The following is a 26,797-nucleotide window of genomic DNA, read 5'->3' on the forward strand; positions in this document are numbered from 1 at the left end:
AAAAAGACAAAAATGCGGGGAGAAAACGCGATTTCTGAGAACGGGCATCGCGCGGACGCCTGAAAGGCCGCGGCGGAGCGGTGCGCCAGAGGGGGAACGAGGCGCTGGGAAGGGCGTCGGAGCGGCGCGTGGATGGGCCAGAGAGGCGCCGGAGAGGTGCCAAGGACACATCAAAAAGGCGGCTGGAATCGCGCGGTTCCGCGGCGCCGGGGCGCCGCCTCGGGCGGCCGCGAGGGGCGCGGCCGCGACCGGGGCATACCTGAGGAGACGCGCGGGAGGGGGGTTTAGCCGGCGCGCAGCTCGTCGAGGAGCGCCCGGGCCGCCTCGAGGGAGGCGTCCTCGGAGACGGACTTGTCGAGCATCAGGCGCGCTCTCCGGCGGTCGCCGGCGGCGAGCGCCATCGCGCCGAGGTGGTAATAGGCGAGCGCGCGCGCGGCGAGCGTGGTGCCAGCCTCACCGGGCTCAGGGGCAATCTTCATCAGGGTGACCGCGCGGTAAGCGCGCGCGGCGATGTCCTGCTCGCCGAGCCCGAGCGCGCTCTCGCCGAGCGCCATGGCCAGCTCGCCGTTCTGAGGGTCGTTCTCGAGCGCCCTCGTGAGCGCGACCAGCGACTCGCGCGGATTCCCTTCGGCGTCCTCGATCCGCGCGAGGCGGTGGTAGACGGCGCCGAGGAGCCGCGAGCGACGACCCTTGTTGGCAGCGATGAGCTCCGCAGTGACCGCGCGCGCCTCCTTGGGGTTGCCGGCGGCCGTGAGGGCGTCAACGAGCGAGACGCCGACCTCGTGATCCTGCGGGCGCAGCGAGCGCGCCTCCCGGAGCGTTGAGACGGCCTGAGGCGCGTCGCCTACCTCGAGGAGCAGGCGGCCGGCGGCGACGAGGAGCGCGAAGCGGCCCGCCACGTCGGGCGCGGCCGCGGCGTCCTCGAGCGTGATGGCGGCGAGCTCGCGGCTCGCGCCGATCTCGGCGTAGAGCGCGCGCAGGCGATCGCGGATCGCGGCGTTGCCCGGCGCGGCGCGGAGCGCGCGCTCGAGCCCTCCGCGCGCGTCGCCCAGGTGTCCGGCGCGCGAGCAGGCGCCGGCCAGGCGGAGCGCGGTGGCGACGAGGGCCTCGCCCTCCTCGAGCGCGATGAGCCTGCGGTAGACGGCGCTCGCGGCGTCCCAGCGCGCGGCGGACTCCTCGAGGCCGGCGAGCGCCTTGAGCGCCGCGCGATCCTTGGCGTCGGCGTGGAGCAGATCGCCCAGGTGAGCGCGCGCGCGCTCGAGATCGCCCGAGCGCGCGAGGATCTCGGCGAGGCGCAGCCGGAGCGCGCGCGGCGTGACGGCGGCCGCCCCCTCCGACGCGGGCTCCGCGGGCTCGGCGTCCGCGGGCCGCGCCGCCGCCCGCTCGAGCGCCCGCTCCAGGCCGGCGATGAGCTCGCGCGCGTACTCGGCGCCGCCGAGCGCGTGGGCGCGCTCGAGATCGGCGAGCGCGCTGTCGCCCTGCCCGAGCGCCCCGTACACCTCGGCCCGCGCGCGGTAGAGCCACGGGTCGTCCGGGCTCGCCTCGAGGGTCGCCGTGAGCGCGCGGGCCGCGCGGGCGTGCTCGCCGACCGCGCCGCACGCGTCGATCAGCGCGAGCAGGACGTCGCGATCGCCGGGGGCGACGCGGAGCGCGCGCTCGAGGAGCTCGGCCGCGGCGGCGGCGTCGCCCGCGCGATCGCGGAGGAGCTCGGCGGCGCGGCAGAGGGACTCGACGCGCGCCTCGTCGGTGCCCGCGACCTGCGCGGTGAGCACGTGCAGGTCGGCGAGCGCGTGCCACGCCTCGCGGGCCGCGTAGCGCGACGCGAGCTCCTCGCGGAGCCGGTCGCTCGCCGGGCAGACGGCGTAGCCGGCCTTGAGGGCGGCCTCGGCGGCGGCGTCGTCGCCGCGCGCGGCGTGGAGGCCGGAGAGCTCCAGGGCGATCTGCGCCGCCTCGCCGCCCTGCTCGACGCGCAGGAGCTTCTCGAGGGCGTCGACGAGGTCGTCGGTGGTGTCGCGCTTGCGGCCGAGGCGCACGAGCGCGCGCAGGACGTCGCGGTTCGCGCCGTCCCAGTCCGCGGCGCCGAGGTACACGTCGCGCGCGCCGCGGTCGTCGCCGCGCTGCTCGAGGAGGGCGCCGAGGCGCATCGAGATCGAGGCGATCGAGGCGAGATCGGCGCGATCCTTCGCGGCGTCGAGCTGGAGCGCGAAGAGCTCGCCGAGCTCCTCGGTGCGGCCGGCCTCCTCGAGCATCGTGGCGAGGAGGATGGCGGCCTCGACCTGGGTCGGATCCTCGTCGAGGATGTCGCGGAGCAGGAGCGCCGCCTGCGCCGGCGACTCGCGCGCGAGGAGGCGCGCGCGCTCGAGGCGCAGCGCGCAGCGCTCGGAGATGTCGTCGACGAGGGGGACCGTCTCCTCGAGCAGCGCGGAGAGCCGCGCGGCGTCGCCGCTCCGCCGGTACACGCCGGCGAGCGGCATCCAGATCTCGCGCTCGGCGGGCTCGCGGCCGCGGAGCTCCTCGTACAGGCGCGCGGCGCGGCCGACGTCGTCGAGCGGGCCGGCGGCGAGGGCCGCGGCGTGCAGGAGCAGCGCCCGCTCCTCCTCGGGCGCCGAGGCGCGCGCGGCGCGCTCGGACAGCCACGCGGCGGCCGCGAGATCGCCGGCCTCCTCGCGGAGCTCGGCGAGCGCGACGAGCGCCCACGCGGCGCCGGGCGGATCGGACGAGGGCGGCGCGACCACGCCGACGATGCGCTGCAGGATCGTCTCGGCCTGCTCGCGGTCGCCGAGCGCGCGGGCGGTGCGCACCGCCTCCTCGAGGACCCCGGGGCCCTCGATCTCCGCGAGGAGCAGGAGCGCGTCCACGAGGGCGCGCGGGCGCCCGCTCTGCCGGGCGAGCCGCTCGAAGAGGCGGATGGCGCTCGGGTTCCGCGGATCGGTGCGGAGCGCGTGCCGCAGGATCGCCTCGGCCCGATCCGGCTCGGCGCGCAGGTCGAGCGCCTCCTCGAGGAGCGCGATCGCCGGATCGACCTCCGCCGGATCGGCCGCGAGCAGCGAGGCCAGGCGGTAGCGCGGATCGGCGCGATCGGCGGGGCCCGCGCCGGCCGCCGGCGCGGCGTCGGCGTGGGCGATGCGCTTGCGGAGGACGTCGGCCTGCGCCAGGCGGTCGCCGAGGCGCTCGTAGATGGCCTCCAGGGAGCGCCAGAGCTGCTCGACGTCGATGCTCATGTCGCGCTCCGCATCGCGCCCCGCCGAGGGCGCGCCGGCCGCGATCCTCGCCTCGGCGCGGCGGTAGACGGCCGCGGCGCGCTCCGGGTCGCCCGGCGCGAGCTCGAGGGCGCGGCCGAAGCGGAGCAGCAGCGCGACCTCGTGCGGCTCGCCGGCCGCGCGGGCGACGAGCCGCTCGACGAGCTCGAGGTACCGGGGCACCTGGTCGAGCCGGCGCGCGAGCTCGAGGGCGGCGTCGTGGGCGGCCCCCGCGCCGGGGGTGAGGTCGAGCGCGCGCAGGCGGGCCGTCAGCGCGGGCTCGGGGCGATCGAGCGGCCCTTCATAGAGCGACGCGAGCTCGCCGAGCGCCGCGGCGGCGTCCTCGGCGGGCTCGAGGGCGGGGCCGCCGAGCCGCGCCTCGAGCGCGCGGGCGAGCAGGTCGTGGCGCCCGCGGGCGCGCAGCGCGGCGAGCAGCTTCTCGTGCTCGGCCTCGCTCTCGCGCGCCGCCTCGAAGGCCGACTCGACGTACTCGGCCTCGCGATCGGGCGCGCCCTGCCGCCGCGCGATCTCGCCGAGCGCGAGGAGGACCTCGGCCCGGCTGAACGACGTCGCCGCCGGGCGGCTCGCCAGGCTGGAGCGGGCCGGCGGCAGCGAGCTCCGCCGCGCGCCGGGGAGCCCGTCGCCCTCGTCCCGGGGGCGGCGCGCGACGAGCAGCAGCGCGCGGTAGGCGCGGTGCGCGCGCTCGAGCTGGCCGTCCTCGAGCGCGAGGACGGCGAGGCCGTCGAGCGCGCCCGTGTGCGCGGGGTCGATGCGCAGCGCGTTGTCGAACTCCGCCATCGCGCGGGCGCGGTCGCCCGTGGCGAGGGCGACGCGGGCGAGCTCGTCGTGGACGAGCGCGCGCTCCTTGGGGCGGCGGGCGCCGAAGTCGGCGATGATCCCGCGCAGGGCCGCGGTCGCGTCCTCGGTCCTGCCCGCGGCGGAGAGGGCGCGGCTGCGCGCGAGGCGCAGCGAGAGGTCGTCCGGGGCGAGGAGGATCGCCTCGTCGAACAGCGGGATCGCGGCGGCGGGCGCGCCGCCGCGGGTGAGGTAGAGGTCCGCGGCCTCGCGGAGGAGCGCGAGGCGGGCCGGCGCGTCGCCCCCTTCGCCGCGCGCGCGCGCGGCGTCGCCCGCGATGAGCGCGGCGAGCGCGCCCCACGCGCCCGACGCGCGGTAGAGGTACGCGAGCCGCTCGCGGAGCGGCGCGGGCTGCGCGGCGCGGGGCAGCGCCCGCTCGAGCGCGGCGCGGGCGCGGTCGGCCTCGCCGGCGGCGAGGTACGCGTCGGCGAGGCGGAGCGCGGCCTGGTGCAGCTCGTCGGCCGGCGCGCCCGCGCAGAGCCGCTCGAGCGCCTCGGCGGCCGCCGCGGGCTCGCCGCGGCGCGAGAGCAGCCGCGCGAGGGCGTCGAGCGCCTCGACGGAGCCGACCTCCGCGGCGCGGCGGTAGCTCGCGATCGCGCGCTCGGGCTCGTTGAGCTCGTGCTCGGCGAGCGACGCCGCCTCCAGCCAGAGCTCGGCCGCCGCCGGGCCGCCGCCGGCCGCCTCGCGCGCGGTCGCCTGCTCCTCGCGCAGCAGCATGAGCTCGCGGTGCAGGCCGCCCGCCTCGAGCAGCGAGGCGAGCCGATCGATCGAGGCGGCGTGGCCGGGGCTCTCGGCGAGGTTCTGGCGGAGCAGCGCGATCGCCTCGGCGGCGCGCGGCGCGTCCGAGAGGAGCTCCGCGGCGTCGTACCGGAGGGCGACGCGGCGCTCGACGTCGGCCGAGACCTCGATCTGCCGCTCGCGCAGGCGCACGAGCTCGTCGCGCCGCGAGGCCGCGTGGAGCAGCGCCGCGAGGCGCTCGCCGACCGGCTCGTCCGTCGGATCCTCGTCGAAGAGCCCGCCGTAGAGGGCGATCGCCTCCTCGGGCTCCGCCGCCTCGGCCGCGACGCGCAGCAGCCGGCGTCGCTCGCTCGACGCGAGCGGGAGCGCGGCGCCGCGGCGGCAGAGCGCGACGACCTGCGGCCCGTCGCCCGCGTCCGCGAGCATGCCGATGAGCGCGTCGATGGCCCACAGGGCGGCGCGCGCGGGCGGCCACGCGCCGGGGGTCGGGGCCTGCGCGTCCTCCTCGCCGAGGCGGCGCACGGCGATCTCGAGCAGCTCCGCGGCGATCTCGCGGGCCCGCGCCGCGTCGCCCGCGACGTCGCGCGCGGTCTCGACGGCCTCGCGGTAGAGGGCGAGGTCGTGCCCCGTCGCCGCGGCGAGCCGGAGCAGGGTCGGGACGAGCGCGGGGCCGCGCCGGAGCCGCAGGAGCTCCGTGAGATCGAGCAGGATCGCGCTGCTCGTGGGGTCGTGGAGGAGCGCCTGCTCGAAGGCGCGCTCGGCCGCGTCCTGGTCGGCGCGCGCGTCGCGGTGCCAGCGGCCGACGCGGAAGGTGAGGTCGCGGAGCGTGGCGGCGGGGACGTCGCCGCGGCGCTCGAGCGCGGGGAGCGCTTCGGCGATCGTGTGCCAGCGGGCCGCGACCTCGGTGAGCCGCAGGAGCCCCTCGGGCGGCTCGCCGCCGGGCGACAGCAGGAACGCGCGGAAGGCGAGCTCGAAGGCGCCCTCGCGGTCGCCCCCGCGCTCCTCGAGCAGCGCGGCGGAGGCCTTCAGGATGGCGACCCGATCGGCGTCCGTGCCGGCCGCGGCGAGCCGCGGCTCGAGCAGCGCGACCTGGCCGCGCCAGTCGTCCGCGGCGGCGCAGATCTCGAGCAGCGCGCCCACGGCGGCGACCAGCGCGCCGCGGTGCTCGGCCGACGCCGGATCGACGCGGCGGAGCAGCTCCTCGAGGCCCGCGCGCGCCGTCGACGACCCGCGCGCGGCCCCCTCCCCGCGCTCGCCCTCGCCTCCCGGGGCGCGCTCGTCTGCTTCGCCGAGCACGCCGCGCGCGGCCCGCTCGGCCTCGTGCGCGCGGCGGTAGCCCTCGACGGCGCGCTCCCACGCGAGCGTGCGATCGCGGTGCGCGTCGCCGAGCCGCCGGAAGAGCTCCGCGCTGCGCGCCGCGCCGGCCCCGCCGGGGAGCGCGCCGGCCGCGATCGCCTCGGCCTCGAGCAGCGCGACGAGGTCGCCCCAGCGCTCGGTGCGCGTGTAGAGCGCGGCCAGCGCGTCGCCGCTCTCCGGGTCGGGGGAGAGCTCCTCGCGGACGCGGCGCCAGGTGGCGACCGCCTGCTCGACGTCGCCGAGCTCGCGCTCGAACAGCCGCGCGACGCGCGCGAGATCGCGCCGGGCGCCCTCGCCGCCGCGCACGGCCGCGCGGCGCTCCAGCACGGCGGTGAGCTCCCGGTAGCGGCCGCCCGCCTCCAGGATGTCCGCGAGCCCGTCGAGCGCCTCGAGGTCCTGCCGGTCGTCGGCGAGGCGCGCGGAGTACGCGGCGATCGCCCGCGCCTCGTCGCCGAGCCGCGCCGACGCGAGCCGCGCGAGCTCGCCCAGCGCCGCGCGCCGCGCCGCCGGGTCCTCCTCGATCGCGGCGAGCGTGTCGAGCACGTCGCACCGCTCGGCGACGCGATCGCCCTCGGCGAAGAGCCGGTCGAGCGCGCGCGCGGCGTCCCGCGCGGCCGCGGCGTCGCCGTGGCGCTCGGCGAGCGAGAAGAGCCGGCGGAAGAGCGCGAGCGCCCCCTCCGCGTCGCGGAGCCTGTCGCGGCGGAGGAGCGCCGCGTCGCGGACGAGCGCGAGCGCCTGCTGCGGATCGCCGGCGCGCGGCTCGGCCGCGGCAAGGACCTCGGCGAGGCGGTCGTGCCGGCCGAGGCGCTCGGCGAGGTCGCCGAGCTCGGCGCGATCGCCCGCGTCCGACGGCCGGAGCTCGACGAGCTCGGCGAGCCGCGCGAACGCGCCCGGCTCGTCGGCGAGGGCGTCGCGCCGGAGCCGCACGATCTCGCGCAGCAGCGCCGGGCGGTCGTCGACGTCGGCGCCCTCGAGCTGGACCTCGAGCACGCGCACGAGGTCCTCGGGCCGCCCCTCCTCGCGGTAGCGCCGCGCGAGCAGCACGGCCGATCGCTGCCGCGCCGCGCGCGCGGGCAGCGCGCCGGCCTCGCCGGCGGGCGCCTGCTCGGGCGGGATCGCCCCCAGGATCCGCTCGAGCAACGGGAAGGCGGCGCCGGACGCGGGGCGCGCGTCGAGGAGTTGCTCGACCACCGGGAGCGCCGACGCGGCGTCGCCGACCCCGTCGATCCAGAGCAGCGCGATCCGCTCGCGGAGCCGCTCCGCGGCCTCGCCGGAGAGCCTCGGCAGCTCGGCCGTCAGGAGGTCGATGAGCGGGCGGTGCCTGCCGTGCCGCTCGTAGAGCCGCTCGAGCGCGGCGCGGGTGCGCGCGTCGTCCTGGAGCGGCAGGAGCAGCTCGAGGTAGCGCATCGTGCGCTCGCCGTCGCCGGCGAGATCGCGGGCGACGGCCGCGGCGTCCTCCAGGAGGAAGACGCGCTCGTCGGCCGCCGGGGTGCGCTCGAGCATCGCGTCGTAGAGCGCGAAGAGGTCCTCCCAGCGCTCGGCCGCGTTGTAGGCGAGCTTCAGGCGCTCGAAGCCCCAGAGCGAGCCAGGCACGAGCTCCACGAGCCGGCGGAGCAGCGCGAGGGCGGCCTCGGGCGCGTCGAACCACTCCTCGTGGTGCTCGACGCCGCGCCGGCCGATCTCCTCGATGACGTCGGGCGGGAGCGCCTCGCCAGCGCCCGCGCCGTCGAGCGCCGCGGCGTACGCGGCGGCGACGCGCTCGGGCTGCTTCGCCCGGCGCCCGAGGTCCTCGATCCGCTCCCAGAGGGCGAGCTCGCCCGGCAGCTCGGCGACCGCGCGCAGCGCGACCTCGAGGCCGCGATCGACGTCCTGGTCGTGGAGCTCGAGCAGGCGCTCGAACCAGCCGCGGCGGACCGCGGCGCGCTGCTCGGCCGCGAGCCTGCCCGCGTCGAGCAGCGCGCCGCGCGGGGAGCCCGGCGCGGCGTCCGCCGGCGGGCGCGGCGCCGCGTCGGCCGGCGGGCGCGGCGCGGGCGAGCTCGCGAGGAGCGTCTCGAGCAGCGCGACGCGCGCCGCGGGGTCATCGAGCGCGTCGCACGCCCGCTCGAGGAGCAGCGCGGCGCGCGCCTGCGTCTCGGGGCGCCGGAGCGCGCGCTCGGCGACGTCGAGCACCGCGGGCTCGATCGTCCCGGCCTCGATGGCGGGCGCGATCGCGTCGAGCGCGTCGGCCGGCCGATCCAGCCTGTCGAGCAGGAGCGTCGCGAGCTCGACGTCGAGCGCCACGCGCGCGCTGCCCTCGCTGCGGTCGCGGCGCATCGCGAGCACCTCGGCCGCGCCCTCGTGATCGCCGAGGTCGGCGAGGAGGCGCCCCCGCGCCGCGAGCGCGTCGTCGTTCTCGGGGTCCGCCTCGATCAGCCGCGCGTAGAGCGCCGCGGCCGCCGCGCGGTCGCCGATCTCCTCCTCCCACGCGGCCCACGCGGCGAGCGCCCGGAGGCGCTCGCCCTCGTGGGCGCGCTCCGCGACGAACGTGAAGAGCCAGCGCCGGTCCACGCGGCGCGCCAGCGTGTCCGGGCTCTGCGCGAGGAACGCGCGGAACGCCTCCAGCGCGCCGGTGTCGAGCGCGCCGGGCGCGGCGTCGCCGGCCGCGGGCGGCGCGAGCAGGCGGCGGTAGACGGCCGCGGCGTCGTCCTGCCGGTCGGGATCGGCGGCGAGCACGCGCGCGAGCGCGGCGTCGATGCCGCGGGCCCGGGCCCGCGCGAGCGCGGCGTCGTTGACGCGGGCCTCGGCCGCCGCCTCGCCGGCGGCCGCGCTCCCCTCCCCTTCGGAGGCGACGCGGTCGCGGACCTTCAGCGCGGCGTCGACGAAGCGCGACGCGGTGCGCGCCCGGATCGCCGCGTCCTCGAGGAGCGCGAGCGCGGCGAGGGCCTCCTCGTCTGTCGGCGCTGTGTCGAGCAGGACCTCGCCGACGGCGGCGAGCCGGTCCCACGCCCCCTGCTTGCGGTAGAGCGACACGAGCCGACCGGCGGCGTCGCGGTGCTCCGGCGCCACGGAGAGCACGCGCTCGTAGAGCTTCTGGGCCCGCTCCGGGTCCGCGAGCGACCCCTCGGCGAGCGCGGCGGCCCGCTGCCACGCCGCCATGGCTTCCTCGAGATCGCCCGGCGCGGCCGCGGCGCGGGTCGCCGCGTCGCCCGCTTCTTCCGCGTCTTCCGCGCCGCGCGCGGCATCCGCGGCGCGCGCGCTTCCCGCGGCGCCGATCCCGAACGCCGCGAGGTCGCCGAGCCGCTCCAGCCACAGCGCCTCGTCCTGCGGATCGCCCGAGGCGGCGACGCGCCGCTCGAGCGCGTCGCGGAGCAGCGGCGCCTCGCCCGCGGAGAGCGCGAGCGCCTCCATCGCCGAAAGCGCCGCGTCCGAGAGCGCCGCGCCGCCCGACAGGATCGCGCGGTAGTGCGCGACAGCGCCCGCGACGTCCCCGCCCCTCGCCGCCGCGTCCGCCATGCGCAGCTCGTGCGCCACGCGCTCCTCGGGCGCGACGCCCTGCAGCCGCTCGGCGAGCGCGCCGTAGAGCGCGTCCCACGCGCCGCCCGCCGCGTACGTCTCGAGCAGCGCCTCGTACGCCGCGTCGTCGCCCGGATCGTCCTCGATCGCCGCGCGGTACGTCGCCGCCGCGCCGGAGAGGTCGCCGAGATCGCGGCGCTGGATCGTGCCGATCGCGTGCAGCAGCTCGCGCCGCCGCGGCGGCGGGCACGGCTGCGCCAGCGCCTCGCGGTAGAGCGCGAGCCGCTCCTCGGGGCTGCCCTGCTCGCGCAGGAGCGCGTCGACCCGCGCGATGAGCTCGGGCGACGACGGCTCGAACGCGAGCGCCCGCCGGTAGAGGGCGAGCGCCTGCGTCACGTCGCCGCTCGCGAGCAGCGCCTCGCCCGCGCGCCGCGCGAGGTGCGACAGCGGCGCGCTGTCCACCGCGCGGTCGCCGAGCGCCCCGGCGAGCGCCGGCGCGCGCCGCGCGGACTCGCTGCCGTGCTCCGTCAGCCGCTCGACCTCGGCGACCCACCGGGAGAGCCGCTCCGGCGCCGCCGCTGTCGCGAGCGAGAGCCCGCGCGCCGCCAGGTCGAGCGCCCGCCTCGGGTCCCTGAGCTCGCGCTCGGCGATGCCCACCGCCTCCTCGAGCGCCGCGAGCCTGCCCCGGACGTCGGCCGCGAGGGCCGCGGGCGCGCCCTCGGCCCACGCGGCGGGCGCGATCTCCGCCCGCGTCTCGAGCACGCGCACGAGCAGCGGCGCCGCCCCCTCCGCGCGCGCGATCGGCTCCAAGACCGCGCAGGCCGCGATCCGCTGGTCGTCGGTCAGGTGGAGGTGGGCGCTCTGCCGCGACGACTCCGCGCCGCTGCCCCCGGCGCCGCTGCCCGGGGGCGGCCCGAGCATCTTCTCGACCGCGAGCCGGCTCGCCCGGTCGGTCGGATCGAGCGCGAGCGCCTCGCGGTACGCGGCGAGCGCGCCCGCCGGGTCGTCGAGCCGCGCCATGCGGATCGCGCCGATCCGGGCGAGCACCGAGGCGCGCTCCTGGCCGGCGGCGAGCTCGGCCTCGGCCTCGAGGAGCGCCTCGAGCTCGGCCCAGCGCCGCTCCTGGTCGAGCAGCGGGATGAGCCGCGCGTGCGCCTCGCGCGACGCCCCGAACGCCGCCAGGTAGCGGCGCCAGGCGGCGACGGCGCCCGGCAGGTCCGGCAGCCGCGTCCGCAGCTCGGCCGCGCGGAAGGCGAGCACCCGCGCCGCGCGGCGATCCGGCTCCGCCTCGGCGCGCCGCTCGAGCACCCACGCGAGCCCCTCGTGCCCGCCCGTGGCGTCGTACAGCCGCTCGAGCGCGGAGAGCGCGCGCGGCTCGCGCGAGGAGCCCGCCTCGGCGAGCTTGCGGTAGGCCGCGATCGCGCCCGGGATGTCGCCGAGCTCCTCCTCGTAGAGGCGCGCGAGCCGCTCCGCCGCGGCCTCGCGCGCCTCGGCCCCCGGCTCGGCCTCGACGAGCCGCTCGAGCGCGCCCGCGAGCCCGCGCGCGTCGCGCTCGCGCTCGCAGAGCTTCGCGAGCCCGCGCGCCGCGCGCCGCACGGCCACGGCGTCGGGCTCGCCGTCGAGCGCCTGCTGGAACGCCGCGCGCGCCTTCCGCCCGTCGCCGAGGCCCTCGTACAGCTCGCCGAGCTCGGCCGCGATGCGCGCCCGGAGCGGCTTCTCCTTGGCGCCGGAGGACGCGCGCACGAGCACGCGCGCCGCGTCGACGCGGCGGTCGAGCGCCGACGCGAGCGCGACGAAGCGCTCGCGCACCGCCTCGTCCGACGGGTCGACCGCGAGGATCTGCTCCGACAGCGAGAACGCCGAGGCGAGGTCGCCGACCTTCTGGAAGAGCAGCTCGACGAGCCGCTTCTGCACCTCGACGCGGCGTGGCCCGCGCAGGTTCTCGACCTGGAGGGACATCATGCGCGCCGCCTCCTGGGTCCTCCCGCGCCGCGCGTGGACGGCCTCGAGCGCCGCCGCGGCGCGCACGAGGGCGGTCTTGCGCCCGAGCAGGGCCTCGCCGGCGCGGAAGGCGCCCTCGTGGGCCGGGTTCTGCGCGAGCACCTCCTCGACGTGGGGCAGCGCCCGCTCGAGCTCCTTGAGCGGCCCGCTGTACAGGTCGATGAGCCGCGCGCGGATCTCGAGCGCGTCGGCGGGCGGCGGGTCCGTGGCGAGCGCCTGCTCGAGCAGGCGCGCGACGTCCTGGAGCCGCCCGGCGCGGGCGTAGCGCGCCTCGAGCGCCCAGCGCGCCGCGGCGTCGCCCAGGTCGATCCTGAGGATCTGCTGGAGCAGCTTGATCGCGCGCTCCTCTTCTTTCCCGCTGGCCTCGACGAGCTCGTAGGCGCGGCGGAGCAGCGCGAGCTGCTCGGCGCGGTCGGGGCGGTGGTTCGCGGCGAGGGCGTAGAGGTCGGCGAGCCTGGGCGGCTCGTTCGCTTCCTTGAGGATGCGCTCGAGCCGGACGAACGCCTCCTGGTGCGACGGCAGGACGGAGAGGGCGCGCTCCAGGTAGGGGCGCGCGCCGCCGGGGTCGCCGAAGGAGTCGGCGAGGAACTCGGCGGCGTGCACGAGGACCTCGGCCTGGGCGGCCTGCGGGAGCATCCCGAACCGCCGCTCGCTGGCGAAGCGCTCGTAAGCGAACGCGAGCTCGGAGAACCTGTCGTGGCGCGCGGCGGCCTCGTGGAGCTTCGCCCAGAGCTCCGGGTGCGGGTTCCCCTTCGCCGCGGCGGCCACGAGCACGTCGAGCGCCGCCGCTTCGTTGTCGATCCCCTGCTCGAGCGCGGCTTCGAGGTTCTCGATACGAAACGAGACGCGTGCGCCCTTCGTGTCCTGCTGCATGTTGGATCCGAACCTCGGCTGGCGATGGGGCGAGAGGCCGGGGTGCCGGCGCTGCCCTCGAACCTGCGCCGCAGTGCCTGCGGAGCGTCGCCCAAGGTAACAGGAGCGTTTCCCAAATGGGCTCGGGGATCGGGGCCCGCGCGGGCGGGGCAGCCGCCGATCGCTGCAGGCGGCGGTCGTGCGGCGCGGCGCGGCGCGGCGTGGAGGAGGAGATGCGACAGCGGTGGCCTGCACGGCTGTCCGGGTCGCGCAGCCTGGCCGTGGTGCCGCCGCGCCCTCCTGCGCGAGCGACGGGCTCGCGGACGGCTGGGTTCGCCCGCAAGAGCAGCGTTTACAGCGTCGCGGCAGCCGTGTGCACGCGGTGGATTCGCCGGAGACGGAGATGGATCCGCGCGGCGGAGCTGTCTTCGGGGCACCGACCGACGGCCAGTGTCTCTCCGTGGTTCAGCACGCGAGATCGGTCAGCGGCAATCGCCGGCGCCTGACGCGCGCCAGGTCCGCCGTTGCGGCCGCGCCTGCAGGGCGCCATCGGCTCGACAGACGGCCGCCGCCGGCTCCGGGCTCCGACGGCGCGCGGAGCGAGCGGCAGATTCGACGACAGCCTCTCACCTCCTGACCGCGCAACTCCGGTGTTCTCTCCCGGGCGGCCGCGGATCACCGGACGGCGAGCTGTGATAGTGGTCGTCCTTCCCGGGGGGGGAGAAAGACAGCACCATGTCGGAGTCGAAGCTCGCCGCGCCGCAGATGGTCATCGATAGCCGGATGCTCTACTCGAGCTGGGTCCCAGCCGATCCAGACGCCGCCGCCGCGCTCCTGCCGAGCGGGATCAGGCCCGCCGCGAACAGGGCCATTTACATGAACCAGTACGTGGTCGACAGGCCGGAGCAGACGTCCGGCTTCGGCGCGTATTCTCTCACCTACCTTGGGCTGGATCTCGCGGATCACACGACGCCGGACGGCGGGAGCCCGGCGCGGTTCTTCACGCACTACTTCAACTCTTCCGACGCGGTGCGACGGTACGTGGCCGAGCGCGGCGTGCCGGCGTCGCCCGGGGAGACGACGCTCGAGCTGCGCGGCCGGGAGCTCGTGGCGACGACCTCGGTGGACGGCGTGCCCATCATCCGGACGACAGCGCGTGTCGGCAACAAGATCGGCACGGTCGCGCGCGGACACCTCACCTACGTGACGAAGGTCGGGAACCGGCTCACCGCCGGCAACTACCCCTATATCGCCGACATGGCCGACCCGTTCGAGCTCCTGTCCGTCGAGTTCCTCGCGAAGGATCACCCGGTGTACGCGCTGCGGCCCGGGAGCCCGCTGCAGGTGGTGACGACCGCCTCGTGGCACGCGCCCCGCAGCTCCTTCGTGTATCCGGGCGGGGAGCGGGACCTCCTCTGACGGCCATCACCCCCGGCCAGCCGGCGCTCGCGCGCGCCGCTGCCCTGCGCTCCGCGCGTTGATGCCTACATCGCCGCCACCCCGCTCGTCCCCGCGGTACAGCCCAGCTCTCGCCCTGCAGGGAGGCTCGGGCACGCCCGGCACAGCGGCCCGGAGAAAGAAAACCGGCAGCACGCCACGGACGCCAAAAGAATCCATCAAGGATTCTCTTCCTGGCGTCCTGGTGATTCATGTTGTTCTCGTCTGAGCGCGAGGGCCGTCCACGGTGAGACGGAGGCTCTCCGGCGCGGCGAGCAGCGCTGTGCCCATCTTGCCCGCGCTGGCCAGCGCGCGCGCACGCGCGCCGGAGGGGCAGGCCGGCAGGGTGGATCTCGCGGGATCTCGTCAGAGCGCCCGAGCAGGAAGGCAGGAAGGTTGGAAGACCGATGCTTTCTCGCGCGCCGCGCGGTCGCCGCGCGCGGTCCCATCGTGCACAACGAGGCCACCGGTACGTCGGTTGCTCCGAGCCCCCGGGCGGCCGGAGACGGCCGCTCGTACAAGGGAGAGAACGAATGAACCGACTGACTCGTTTCGGGGCGCTCTCGGTCTTCCTGTCGCTCGTCCTCTGGGGCGGCAAGGATCTGGCCGCCGCTCCGATATCTGCCGCTCTGAGCAGCAAGCAGCTCAAGGACCTGACGGACGCGGACGTCGCGTCTGCGTGCCAGACGATCGCGCCGAGCCTCTCGCTCTCCAAGGAAGATACCTGTGAGTTCGCCGGCATCCTGTGGTCCACCGTCGGGCAGGCGTGCACCGCGGTGAAGGAGAAATGCATGACCGAGGCCGATCAGCCGCAGACGCAGCCGGACGACGCCGCGCCGGCGCCGCCGCCGAGCTGTCTGCCGCCCGCCGACGCGCGCACCGGCTGCACCGCCACCGTGGCCGAGTACGAGGCTTGCCTCCTCGCGCACGTCGCCAGGCTCCGCGCGCTCACGTGCGATTCCCCCGTGAGCACGATCGAGGCGCCTGTCACCGAGTGCGCGTTCATCACGCAGAAGTGCCCCGATCTCGCCGCCAGCGACGACGACGACGACGGCGGTGGTCAGGGCGCCGCTCAACCCTGAGGTCCTCGCAGGACGCGCCTCGCTGGCAGTCTGGATCGGACGACGGCCGGCGAGGCGTCGCGCGCGGCTCGGGAGATCGCCTCCAGAAAGGGTGGTTCGAGGAAGCCGGCGTGAAGGTCGACTTCATGCGGCTCGCGTCGGTCGCGCATGTCGCGGCTTGACGAGGTGCAGAGAAGTCCCGTACTGGTTGGCGTATGGACCCCGCTTCTGCCGCTTCACCGCATGAACACATTATCCACCTGAGCTGGGCATACCTCTACTCCGCCGCGCTGAATGCGGTCGCCGAGCTGGGCGTCGCCGATCGCCTCGAGGCAGGGCCGAGATCCGCCGCGTCGCTCGCCGACGAGCTGGGGGTGCAGGCGCAGCCCCTCTACCGAGCGCTGCGCTTGCTGGCCACGGTGGGCGTCTTCATCGAAGACGAGAGCGGGCGCTTCGCCCTCACGCCGGCCGCAGACGTGCTCCGCACGAACGCGCCGGGATCGATGCGCGACGCCGTGCTCATGGTCTCCCACGAGACCTTCTGGATGCCAGCCGGCAAGCTCGGGAGCACAGTGCGCACGGGCGAGACGCAGTTCACGCGCATCTTCGGCGCTCCGTTCTTCGAGCACTTCGCCCGCGATCCCTCGGTCGGCCCCATCTTCCACCGCGGCATGGCCAGCTTCTCCGATTCCGAGAACGCCACCATCGCGGGCTCTTACGATTTCAGCCGCTTTCAGCGCGTCGTCGATGTGGGCGGCGGACACGGCGGCTTCCTCATCGAGGTGCTCAGGGCAGCGCCGTCGGCTCGCGGCGTGCTCTTCGACGCCGCTCACGTCCTGCGCGACGCGCGCATCGGGGCAGCGGGCCTCTCGGAGCGCTGCGAGCTCGCGACGGGCGACTTCTTCAAGGAAGTACCAGGCGGCGACTGCATCATCCTGAAGCGCATTCTCCACGACTGGTCGGATCAGACGGCGATCGAGATCCTGCGCGTGTGCCGCCGGGCCCTCGCCGAGGGCGGTCGCGTCGTCGTGGTGGACACGGTGATCCCGCCCGGTAACGAGCCGCACCCGGGAAAGCTGCTCGACGTGTTGATGATGGTCTCGATGCCGGGGCGCGAGCGAACGGAGGAGGAGTTTCGCAGCATGTTCGCTGCGGCCGACCTGCGCCTGGAGCGCGTGGTCAAGACGCCCGCCATGCTGAGCGTGATCGAAGCCTCTGCCGCCTGAACGTCCGGGGTCGTTTGATGAATCGCCAGCCCTCCGGCTGGCGTCCTCGTTTCTGAGCCGCTCGCGACGAGCTCGCTGCGCGAGGAGAGAACGATGACGGAGAGATCGATGACCGAGAGATCGATGACCGAGAGAACGACCACCGAGGAGAGAACGTCTGCGAGGCGCGCCGCCCTTGACGAGCAGCGCGCAGCTCCGCGCAACACGCCGCGCATCCACCTCATCGTGGGCCCGGTGGGCGCCGGCAAGTCGACGTTCGCGCTGCGGCTCTCTCGAGAGCAGCGCGCCGCGCGGATGAACCTGGACGAGTGGATGGCGACGCTCTTCAGCCCGGACCGCCCGTCCACGGGCACCATGGAATGGTACATCGAGAGGACCGGGCGGTGCATCGAGCAGATCTGGAGGTTGACCGAGAGGCTGCTCGAGGTGGGCTCCGATGTCGTGCTCGAGATTGGCCTCATTCGCCGGGACGAGCGAGCGAGGCTCTACGAGCGGGTCGACGCCGGCGGGCATGATCTGACGATCTACGTGCTGGATGCGCCGCGCGACGTGCGCCGCGAGCGTGTGCAGCGACGCAATGATCAGAAGGGAGACACGTTCTCGATGGTGGTACCGCCTCCCATCTTCGAGCTGGCGAGCGACATGTGGCAGCCGCTCGATGACGTGGAGCGCGAAGGACATGACGTGAGGATCATGTCCGCCGAGGGCTAGCTGGCGACGCGGCCAGCTCCGCGCGCGATCAGCGCGGCACGAAGACGTTTTGCTGGTGGGTCAGCGCCTTGACGACGACCTCGATGAAGGCGTCGGCCGCGATGAACCCCTTGCCGAGCTCATCCTACGTCGCGAGCACCTTGGCCTCCGCGTCGTCGACCTCGAGGCGCACGGCGCCGCAATAAGAACATTCGGTCATGATGGCGTCCAGGGCTGGGCTGTCCCGGGTCGAACGTTGTCGTCCCTCCCTTGGCTTTTTCAAGGCCTGCGCTTCGACCGGCGGCGCCGGCCGAGGGCGTAGGCCACCCCGGCCTCCAGCGTCCCGCGCGTGACCACCCCGCTCAGATCGGTCCCGATCTCCACGAGGGCGCGCGCGACCTCTGGCGAGATGCCCGTGAGGATGACCTCCGTGCCCAGCAGGCGGGCGGCGCCGGCGGTCCGGAGCAGGGAGCTCGCTACCTGCTCGTCCATGCTCCGCACCCCCGTCGTATCCAGGATGGCCACCGCGGCCTTGTGCGCGGCGATGCCCTGGAGGAGCGTCTCGAGGATCTGCTCGGATCGAGCGCTGTCGATGGTGCCCACGAGCGGCATCACGACAAGCCGCCTGGCGAGCGGGATGAGCGGCGTCGAGAGCTCGCGTATCGCCCGCTGCTGCGCGGCGATGAGATCTTCCTGCAGGTTTTGCTGCTCCTGCTCGGCGCGCCGCCGCTCGGTGAGATCGCGGAAGATGGCGCCCTCGGCGTCGATCTGCCCGCCCTCGTCGCGGATGGGGAACGTCGAGATCTCCCCCGGGAAGGTGCTCCCGTCGCGGCGGCAGCAGGTGATGCTGGCCTGGATCGCGCCGGGCGACGCGCCCTCCTGGCGGCGGGCCTCGAGGAGCGCCCAGCTCTCGTCGTCGACCAGGTCCGGCAACGTCGCCTCGACGATCTCCTGGCCGTACCCGGACATGCGGCGGAACGCCGGGTTCGCGTACGTCACCCGGCCGCGCTCGGTGACCACGATGCCGTCCGGCGCGTTCTCGGCCAGGGCCAGGAGGGTGCGCAACCTGCTGTTCAGCGACTGCACCTCTTCCTGCGCGCGGAACTGCCTGGTCACGTCCATGCCGTGAAAGACGATCCCGAAGATCTCGCCGCTCTCCCGGCGCAGCGCGCTGTAATGGAAGGTGAGGAAGCGCCCCTCCGTGGAGCCCGGGAGCGAGAAAGGCACGTTGGCGGCGATCAAGGGCTCACCCGTCTGGAAGACGCGATCGAGCATCGAGGCGACGCGCGGCCCGAGGGGCGGCGGGATGACGTCGACGAGGGGCTTGCCGAGGGGCTCGTACGACGGCTCGAGGGCGCGCCACGCGTCGTTCACGAGCGTGAACACGTGCTCCGGGCCGACCATCACCCCGATCGCAGCCGGCATCCCCAGGATGGCGGTGCGCAGCTCGTCCCGCTCGCGGCGCGCCTCGTCCCGCTCGCGCGTCAGCGCCGCGTTCTCCTCGCGCACGCGGGCGAGCTCTGCCTTGAGATCCTCGACCGACGTCATGCGCCACCTCTATCACAACACCGGAGGGCGCGAGCGCACGAGCCGGGTTCGCGGCGTCCGCCGGCGCAGCGGGGAGGACCTCTCCGCGCCGCGCGCTCAGCCCTTCCAGGGGAGGCGCCGCCCGGACGCGGAGGCCTCGGCGATCGTGTCGACCAGGCGGTGGAGCTTCAGCGCGTCGCGGAACGTCGGCGCGACCGAGGTGCCCTCCGCGACGTCCCTCGCGAAGGCCGCATACACGTGCGCTATCTGGTGCGCGTCGTCCGACAGGCCCCCTCTCGGGATCCAGGTCAGGCGCTCGGGCGTCGGGATCGGCTCGAGAGGCTGCCCATCGCCGCGGGCGCCCGAGATGCCGAGATCGTGGGACAGGACGAGGTCGCCCTCGGTGCCCGTGAAGGTGCAGCCCATGACAGGGCCATTGCGCTTCCCCGTCTCGAAATGGGCCGACACGACCGCGCCGCCCACGAGCGTCCCGCTGATGAGCGTCTGATCCGGCGCCGTCACCGGGACGACCTCGCCCGTCTCGATCAGCGTCGCCTCGTCGATCTGGCGGGCGACGACGCTGGACAGGCTCTCGATCTCGCCGACCGCGGAGAGGACCGTGTCGAGGAAGTGCGCGGCGAAGATCGTGAGCACGTTGGCGCCGCTCTTCACGTCGGCCGCGTACGCGTCCGAGCGCGACCGGCGCGCGCCGGCCATCGGCGACGCGACGTGCATGGTCACCGAGCGCAGCTTGCCCAGGTACCCGCCGGCGACGAGCTCGCGCAGGTGGCGCACGCTCGGCGCGAGGCGCCGCTGGAGCCCGATCACGGTGCGAACGCCGGCCGCCTCGGCGGCGCCGGCGAGCTCGGTGGCCTCGGCGAGCGAGACCCCGAGCGGCCACTCGCAGAACACGTCCTTCCGCGCGGCGACGGCGGCGCGGACGTGCCGGGCGTGCTCGGGCGCGCGGACGGAGACGACGACGAGATCCACGTCGGGGTGCTCGATCAGCGGCTCGGCGCGGTCGAACGCGTGGCGCGCCCCGAAGCGGCGCGCGGACTCGTCCGCGCTCGCCTGCCTCGTGGTGCTCACCGCCGTGAGCTCGTACGCGTCGAGCGACGCGAGCGCAGGCAGGTGCGTCGCCGCCGCCCAGCCCCTGTCCGGGCTCGCCCCGATGACGCCGACGCGAATCTTCTTCGGTTCTGTCGTTCCGCCCATGACCTCTCCTCGATGGATGAGCCCTCCACGCTAACCGGAGGGTTGCTCCGTTTAACATACGGAGGGATCCTCCGTTTTGCAATGCCCTCCGCGCGCTCGACCCCGAAGCCCCCGCCGGTCCCCTCGAGCGAGGCGCCGCGCCCGCTGCGCGCGGACGCGCGGCGCAACCGCGAGCGGCTCCTCGCCGTCGCGGACGAGGTGTTCTCGGAGCGCGGCGCCGACGCGTCGATGGAGGACATCGCCCGGCGCGCCAAGGTCGGGATCGGGACGCTGTACCGACATTTTCCTACCCGCGAGGCGCTGCTCGTCGCGACGGTGGAGGAGCAGCTCCACGCGCTGGCGCGGAAGACGCGATCGCTCACGGCGTCGGCGTCGCCGGGGGATGCTGTCGCGGAGTTCCTCGCGGCGTTCGTCGAGCACGCGAGCACCTACCGTGGTCTGGCGGCCTCGCTCGGCGTGGTGTTCCAGAGCGGGACGCCGGGGTGCGCCGCGGCGTCGGAGGCGGCGACCCACCTGCTCTCTCTCGCCCAGGCAGCAGGCGAGATACGGAGTGACATCGATCTGGACGACATCGTGTCTCTGGTGATGGGCATAGCGCTCGCGGCGCAGCAGACCCCCGCGGAGCCCGGGCGCGCGCAGCGCCTCATCACGACGTTCATCGAGGGGCTCCGGACGCCCGCGCCGCCGAAGGAGGCGCCCGGCCCGTCGAGGCCCGCGGGAGCGGCGCGGGAGGCCGGGGGGGCGGGCAGATCAGGAGCGTCGCGGACGTCGAGATCCTCGTAACGGTCGCGCCGTCATCGTGTCGCCGCGATGGCGTCGCCGGGGTTTCAGCGGGTGCGGCAGCGTTGTATATCGGCGGCGTGATGACGATCGAGCGGACGCCTCTCACGTTCCAGTCCGGAGGGGCCGTCTGCGCGGCGACGCTCTTCGCCCCCGCCGCGCCTCGCGCGCGGATGCCGTGCGTGGTGATGGCCAACGGGTTCTCGGGGACGATGGATTGGATCCTGCCCTGGTTCGCAGAGCGGTTCGCGACGGCGGGCCTCGCGGTGCTGACCTTCGATTATCGCCACCTGGGCCAGAGCGGGGGTGAGCCGCGCCAGATCGTGGACGTGCAAGAGCAGCGCGCGGATCTGCGCGCCGCCGTCGCGCTCGCGCGCAGCAGGCAGGGGATCGATCCGGAGCGCGTCGCGCTCTGGGGCACCTCGCTGGGCGGGAGCCATGTGGTGGAGATCGCCGCCGAGGATCCGCGCATCGCCGCGGTGATCCTCAACATGCCCGCGCTGGACGCGCTCGCCGGCGCGAGGGCGAAGGCCAGGCGAGAGAGGGCGCGCGTGAGCCGGGCGACGATGGCCTGGGTCACGGCGCGGCTGCTCGCGGCGGCGGTGCGCGACGCGGCGCGGGGCGCGCTGGGGCGGCCGCCTCGCTACCTCGCCGTTCACGGCGCGCCGGGCGAGGCGTTCTTCACGGATCCCGGGCTCGCGCCGCGGTTCGAGCGCGTCGCCGCGGAGAGCGCGACCTGGCAGAACCGGGTGGCCGCGCGCTTCCTGCTGCGCTTGCCCCGGTACCGCGAGGGCACGATGGAGCGCATCGCCGCGCCCATCCTGGTGTGCCTCGCCGAGCACGACGTCGAGGTGTCGGCCGAGTTCGTGAGGGCGAAGGCCGCGAAGGCCAGGCGCGCGGACGTGCGCGTGTACGCTGCGGGCCACTTCGACCTGTACCACGGCGACACGTTCGAGCAGGCGGTGGCCGATCAGACCGAGTTCCTGCGCGCGCACCTGGCGCCGTGAGCGCGCGCCCGCCGGAGAGCGGGCGTGCGCAGCCGGGTCACGGCGCGTCGAAGCGATAGGCGGTCGCCTGGGCGGAGGCGCGCTGGGCGAAGTCGTCGCAGAAGGCCGTCAGGGCGCGGTAGCCGCTCGTGGGCAGCACGCTGCGGAACTCGAGGTGCGTGACGAGGCAGAACGTGCAGACCTCCAGGTAGCTGAGGTCGCGATCCTGGGGCAGGGCTTCGCGCGCTGCGTGGATGTTGTCGTCGAGCCAGGTGAGCATGTTGAGCAGGCTCTTCTGCGGCTTGGCGAGCTGCGCGTCGTCCTTCGGCGTCCCGGCGAGCTGGCTCATGATCAGCGCGACCTCGGTGGCCATGGCTTGCACGGCGAGCTCCTGGGCGTTCGCGGTCAGCGCGTCGGTGAGATGCTCGGGCCATACCAGGCGGCGCTGCGCCGGCGCCCGGCGCGCGAGCTCGCGGCAGATGTTGAGCGCACCGAACCACGTGGTCGCCCCCGTTCGCAGGATGGGCAGGCGCAGCGCGGGGTTCCCGGTGTAGTCCGCGGCGTCCACGGAGCGCAGGTCGGGTACGACCTGGAAGGCATACGCGACGCCGAGCTCCGCGGCGAAGATGCGGGCGACGCGGGTGAAATGGGAGCTCGAGCGACCGATGAGGGTGGGGGCGGAGGTGCGGTCGGGTGTGGGGTCGGTCACATGAGCTGACTACCACGCGCGCCAGCCGGGTGGCCAGGGGGGGACCTCAACCTGGGTCGGGTGGGGCACCTCGGGCACCTCAACCTGGGTCGGGTCGGGGGCACCTCAACCTCGGTCGGGCGGGGTACCTCGGGGCACCTCAACCTGGGTCGGGCGGGGTACCTCGGGGCACCTCAACCTGGGTCGGGCGGGGTACCTCCGGGCACCTCAACCTGGGTCGGGTGGGGGGCACCTCAACCTGGGTCGGGTCGGGGTGGGGGGCACCTCAACCTGGGTCGGGTGGGGGCACCTCAACCTGGGTCGGGTCGGCAGGGTCGGGTCGGCACCGCAATCTGGGTCGGGTGGCGGTTACCTCAACCTGGGTCGGGTCGGGTGGGGGCACCTCAACCTGGGTCGGGCGGGCGGGTGGGGCTCAACCTGGGTCGAGTCGTCGCACAACCTGCGTCGATTCGTGCCAAGCCACACAACCTGCGTCGGATCGCGCCAGCCTGGGTCAGTCAAACATCGACCGGCTCAACCTCGGTCGGGTCACGCCGGCCTGGATCAGGTCAACCTCGGTCGGCTCGCGATCGGGTCGCGGGTCGCCTCAGGCGAGCGCACGCCAGGGCGAGCAGCACGAGCGCAGGGGCGCTCCGGCTGGCCGGTAGCGTCATGCGCGCCTCCCCCGCGAACGCACACCCGCGTGAAGACGAGGGCTCCGGCCCCGGCGACGCCATCAGGAGCTCCCTGCACGAGGTGAAGCAGTGGCACGTCTGCTCGGAGCCGGCGCCAAAGGCGACGCAGGGCCCGTCGCAGTCGTCGGACACGCTGCAGGCCTCGCCGAACAGCCCGCTCCGCAGCTCCCGGTAGCCGCATCGCTTCCCGAACGCCTCGGGCAGGCACAGCATCCCGGTGGGGCAATCGGCGTCCTCGGCGCACGCGCGAGCGCAGAAGTCCTCCCCCGGATCCAGCCCCTCGGCCCCACCCGGCATTGTCGCCTCCACCGCCTCCAGGTAAGGCGCCACGAAGTCCGCGAGGTACGCGTCGACCCGGGTATGGACGCCGAACTCATCGCAGGCCGCGTCCCCCGAGCGCGCGATCCCGAACACCCGCTCCACCCCGTCCTCCACGAGGAGCGCCGCGCTGCCCGAATCGGCGCCGCAGATCAGCGAAGGTCCGGGCGCCGTCCGAAACGTTGTCGCGTCGACCGAGGTGATGAGCGTATTCCCCGTCTGCTTTGCGCCAGCATCGCCGTTCGCGAACGACGCGCCAAAGCCGACGATCCGGATCGTCTGCCCCACAGCGCCGGCCTCGAGAGCCGCCTCCCGTAGCTGCGCCGGACGAACGGGCGCCGGCTCCGCGAGCAGCAGCAGCGCGAGGTCGTTCTGCCGCGTGTCCGGATCGTAGGCGGGGTGCAGGTGCGCCTCGACGATCCGCGCGTGGTAGCCCAGGACCGCGACATGCGAGCCGAAATACGCCTCCATTTCCTCGACGCGCCTCGCGGAAAGACAATGGGCAGCCGTGAGCAGCACGCGGGGCGCGACCAGCACCGCCGAGCAGAACGTATCGACGTCGTGCCCTTCAGGGCAGAGGGCGCGTCGAGCCCGCAACGCCGCCACCGCGGGATCACCGTCGGTGGGAGCCCCCTCGGTGATCGCCGCCCGGACGCTGCCCGTCGGGGGCTCCCGGCCATCGGCGCAGCCGACCGCGACCGCCGCGAGCAGCGCCAGCGCTCCCGCGCAGCGCCCGACCGAGACAGGGACGCCGCCGTCCCCTCCCCCGGCCCGCCGCACGACCCCGCTCTCGGTCAGAGGCACCTGCCGATGATCGAGTTGAAGAAATCGTCGTCCGCCTCCCAGTACTCGTCACCACACTCGGCGTCCCAGGGATTGACGGAGCCCCCGTGCTTGCGGCCGCAGCGATCGTGATCGAGGCAATCGTAGGTGTACCCGGCGGTGCCGAACCCGCACCCGCCGCCGCATTTGCCCATGCAGTCGTTGCTGTTCGGGCCAGCAAAGATGGACTCGTACTGCAAGCAGTGGCCGTTCGCGTCATGGGTCGCCAGCGAGGTCGCGTTGCACCGGATATAGCGGATGCCGTCCTCGTCCGAGCCCTGGTGATCGACCTCGATCCCGCCGGTCTCCGCGCGCTCGTCGCCCTCCTCGAAGACGGTGACGCCGGGCGGAGCCACGCGGACTGTCTCCCCCGGGGGCTTGCTCAGGTCGAGCTCTCGCTCCGGCATCGTCAACCCGGCCGGCGCCTCCGACCAGAACGAGATGCGCCGCACCAGGAAATCCTCGTGAACGCGGAGGCTCTCCTGGTCGCCGCCGAAGTGCTCGCCCAGCGCGGCGAGCGCGCGCTTCAGAGCCGCGAGATCCTCGGCGTACAGCGCGCCGTTGTAGCCGTTCCAGCGAGCGCGCATCGCGCCGCCATCGTAGCTCGCATCGAACGGTTGCCCGTTGACCTCGAGGTGCAGCGTGGCGGTGGCCAGCCCGGTCCGGTGCGCCTCGAACGCGACGCGCTCCCCGCCCGCCTCGAACGACCCCGAGAAATCCGTCTCGGTGTGCGCCGTGATGCGGAGCGCCGACTCGCCGGCCTCCGCCCCGAGGGACGCCGACGGCTCCTCTCCGCTGATCGCGGTGCAGGCCGCCGCCCCCAGCGCGATCGCGACCACGCCACCCACATGCATCCTTCTTGACATGTGCACTCCTCGATGCCCGATTTCACAGGAACCGGGCCCCGCTCGTATCATGCCATCGAACCTGGAGCGCGCCTGACGCTACCCACGCGAGCAGTTCGCTGCCCCGGACGCGGTCCTGCGGCAGATCCAGACCAGGCATCCATCGATGTACGACGTCAAACGATGGAGATCAAGGCAAATGGGGCCCTGACCAGCGCAGATGAGCCTGCATGCGCCCATGTTTCACGGCATGGTGTCACGGCTCGGTGTCAATCGCGTGAACGGGCTGGCATCCCGGTTTGCGGCGATCGGGGGCTGGCCGCCTGCGCCCGCGCGGGCGCTCAGGACGAGCCGCCGGAGTCCTCGAGCTTCTTCATGCCCCAGGCCAGATCCTCGCGCAGCCAGCCTTTGGCGCCTTCCACGTTGACGACGCGGAGCCAGCGCCCCTTCCGGTCGAGGACCTTGAACACCTCCCCGCGCTCGGTCCGGAACGCCACCTCCGCGGAGGTCGTCGGCGCCTCGCGCACATTGCCCCGTGGAACCTTGATCACGATCGTCCTGACCTTGGCCAGGAGTCGATCGGCCACCCACGCGAGATCACCCTCGAAATCCTTGATCTTGCACCACCCGCCCTCGCGCTCCACGACCTTGACCGGGTAGTACCGGGTGGCGGTGAACTCGACGGGCTCGCTCGTCGACGGGCCCGCGCGGAAGTTCGCCACAGGGACCTTGACGCTGAGCAGCTCGGCCCGAGCCACGCTCGAGAGCGCTACAACGGCGAAGATAACTGGCACCATCGGCCGCATGTTCACGGCTGCCTCCTCACGTTCATGTCACTCGCTCGCGCCCCTGCCGGCCCGGTCGATGCTGTCCATCTCCAGAGGACCCCGCGCTCGCAACCCAGGCCGCCGCCACGAACGCGCGAGTCCACCTCTCATCCCTCATGACAACGGCATCACGCCTGCACGCCGGTCTCCTCGAACCGCGCCCCGCTCGCGCCGTTCGCCGCCCGGGCGTCGGCCCTGGACGGCGCCCTCTCATGGGCCCAGTGGATCGTCCGGTGAGGGAGCGGCATCTCGATGCCGTGCGCGTCGAACGCCTTCTTGAGGCGCCGGCGGTACTCCCGGCCTATCTGCCACGGCTCGGTGGGCTGCGTCTTGATGCGAGCGCGGACGACCACCGCGCGATCGTCGAACGACTCCACGCCAAGGATCTCCAGCGGCTCGAGGATGCTCGCCTTGTAGCGCCTGTCCTCCTGGAGCTCGCGCCCGGCCTCGCGCATCACCCGCATCACCTTGTCGACGTCTTCCTTGGAGGCGACGCCGACGTCGAACACCATGGCAGACCATTCCCTGGTCATGTTCGAGAGCGCGTCGATCTTCCCGTTCTGGAAGACGTGGACCACGCCGGACTCGTCGCGCAGCGTCACCGTCCGGAGGCCGACGTGCTCCACGAGGCCGCCGGTGCCGTTGACGATCACCATGTCGCCGATCCGGATGTGGTTCTCGAGGAGCAGAAAGAAGCCGGAGATGACGTCGCGCACGAGCTCCTGCGCTCCGAGGCCGATCGCCAGACCGGCGATGCCCGCGCCCACGAGGAGCGGCGCGACGTTGACCCCGAGCTGAACGAGGACGAGCATCACCACAATCCCCCAGACGACAACCTTCCCGGTCGTCCGGAAGACGCCCAGCAACGTGTCGGACCGCTTCTCCATCTCGCGCGCCGTCCTCACATCACCGCTGCGGCCCCGCCTCCTCAGCGACACGTCCACGCGCTTGCACAGGAGGTGGAGCACCTTGAGCAGCGCGAGCGCGAGGAGCAGGATCAGCAGCAGGCCCGGCAAGACGTGGATTGCCCACGTGACTGTGTGCCGGAGGACCTCCCGCCAGAACGTGACGTCGAGCCATGAGTGGATCTGCGGCATGGGCGCGGGCACCTCCTCCGGGCGGCGCCGGCAACCCATGTGCCAGCGGG

General features: G+C 74.6%; 14 protein-coding genes. 6 read left to right on the plus strand and 8 right to left on the minus strand.

Going from position 1 to position 26,797, the window contains the following annotated elements; genetic code table 11:
- Window positions 1-284: 284 nt before the first annotated feature.
- Entirely contained in the window at window positions 285-12,554 is a 12,270-nt protein-coding gene (locus WMF42_RS33340; protein WP_437686930.1) for a tetratricopeptide repeat protein, read from the minus strand.
- A 714-nt stretch (window positions 12,555-13,268) separates the two neighbouring features.
- On the opposite strand from WMF42_RS33340, the gene WMF42_RS33345 reads away from it, so the two are divergent.
- The 4 genes from WMF42_RS33345 to WMF42_RS33360 all read left to right on the plus strand — a co-directional run bounded on the left by WMF42_RS33345 (window position 13,269) and on the right by WMF42_RS33360 (window position 16,968).
- Window positions 13,269-13,952 (plus strand): hypothetical protein, encoded by a 684-nt coding sequence (locus WMF42_RS33345; RefSeq protein WP_061605661.1) that lies wholly within the window; start codon window positions 13,269-13,271, stop codon window positions 13,950-13,952.
- Window positions 13,953-14,503: 551 nt separating this feature from the next.
- On the plus strand, window positions 14,504-15,052 hold the full coding sequence (locus tag WMF42_RS33350; protein ID WP_061605662.1) for a hypothetical protein: 549 nt from the start codon (window positions 14,504-14,506) through the stop codon (window positions 15,050-15,052).
- Between the two features lie 194 nt (window positions 15,053-15,246).
- Window positions 15,247-16,257 (plus strand): methyltransferase, encoded by a 1,011-nt coding sequence (locus WMF42_RS33355; protein WP_437686932.1) that lies wholly within the window; start codon window positions 15,247-15,249, stop codon window positions 16,255-16,257.
- Window positions 16,258-16,350: 93 nt separating this feature from the next.
- A complete protein-coding gene (locus tag WMF42_RS33360; protein WP_437686934.1) occupies window positions 16,351-16,968 on the plus strand; it encodes an AAA family ATPase in 618 nt (205 codons plus the stop codon).
- A gap of 258 nt (window positions 16,969-17,226) precedes the next feature.
- On the opposite strand, the gene WMF42_RS33365 is transcribed toward WMF42_RS33360, so the two are convergent.
- A complete protein-coding gene (locus WMF42_RS33365) occupies window positions 17,227-18,495 on the minus strand; it encodes a PAS domain-containing protein (RefSeq protein WP_061605664.1) in 1,269 nt (422 codons plus the stop codon).
- Between the two features lie 96 nt (window positions 18,496-18,591).
- Window positions 18,592-19,689, minus strand: a complete 1,098-nt coding sequence (locus WMF42_RS33370) for a Gfo/Idh/MocA family protein (RefSeq protein WP_437686937.1) — start codon at window positions 19,687-19,689, stop codon at window positions 18,592-18,594.
- Window positions 19,690-19,770: 81 nt separating this feature from the next.
- Here WMF42_RS33370 and WMF42_RS33375 point away from each other — a divergent pair, with 81 nt between their 5' ends.
- Both WMF42_RS33375 and WMF42_RS33380 read left to right on the plus strand, forming a co-directional pair.
- Window positions 19,771-20,472, plus strand: a complete 702-nt coding sequence (locus WMF42_RS33375; protein WP_437686939.1) for a TetR/AcrR family transcriptional regulator — start codon at window positions 19,771-19,773, stop codon at window positions 20,470-20,472.
- Between the two features lie 80 nt (window positions 20,473-20,552).
- Window positions 20,553-21,476, plus strand: coding sequence for an alpha/beta hydrolase (locus tag WMF42_RS33380; protein ID WP_437686941.1), 924 nt, complete (start codon window positions 20,553-20,555; stop codon window positions 21,474-21,476).
- Between the two features lie 37 nt (window positions 21,477-21,513).
- On the opposite strand, the gene WMF42_RS33385 is transcribed toward WMF42_RS33380, so the two are convergent.
- The 5 genes from WMF42_RS33385 to WMF42_RS33405 all read right to left on the minus strand — a co-directional run bounded on the left by WMF42_RS33385 (window position 21,514) and on the right by WMF42_RS33405 (window position 26,747).
- Window positions 21,514-22,164 (minus strand): glutathione S-transferase N-terminal domain-containing protein, encoded by a 651-nt coding sequence (locus tag WMF42_RS33385; protein WP_437686943.1) that lies wholly within the window; start codon window positions 22,162-22,164, stop codon window positions 21,514-21,516.
- Between the two features lie 548 nt (window positions 22,165-22,712).
- A complete protein-coding gene (locus WMF42_RS33390) occupies window positions 22,713-23,960 on the minus strand; it encodes a trypsin-like serine protease (protein ID WP_437686945.1) in 1,248 nt (415 codons plus the stop codon).
- Window positions 23,951-24,844 (minus strand): hypothetical protein, encoded by an 894-nt coding sequence (locus WMF42_RS33395; protein WP_155799082.1) that lies wholly within the window; start codon window positions 24,842-24,844, stop codon window positions 23,951-23,953. The genes WMF42_RS33390 and WMF42_RS33395 overlap by 10 nt, the downstream gene beginning before the upstream one ends.
- A gap of 320 nt (window positions 24,845-25,164) precedes the next feature.
- Complete coding sequence (locus WMF42_RS33400) at window positions 25,165-25,620, minus strand: SH3 domain-containing protein (RefSeq protein WP_437686947.1); 456 nt, start codon at window positions 25,618-25,620, stop codon at window positions 25,165-25,167.
- A gap of 158 nt (window positions 25,621-25,778) precedes the next feature.
- Window positions 25,779-26,747: a mechanosensitive ion channel family protein gene (locus WMF42_RS33405; protein ID WP_061613041.1), complete on the minus strand. Its 969-nt coding sequence runs from the start codon at window positions 26,745-26,747 to the stop codon at window positions 25,779-25,781.
- Between the last annotated feature and the right edge of the window lie 50 nt (window positions 26,748-26,797).

This window comes from Sorangium sp. So ce176 (assembly GCF_051519835.1).
Lineage (GTDB): Bacteria > Myxococcota_A > Polyangia > Polyangiales > Polyangiaceae > Sorangium > Sorangium cellulosum_G.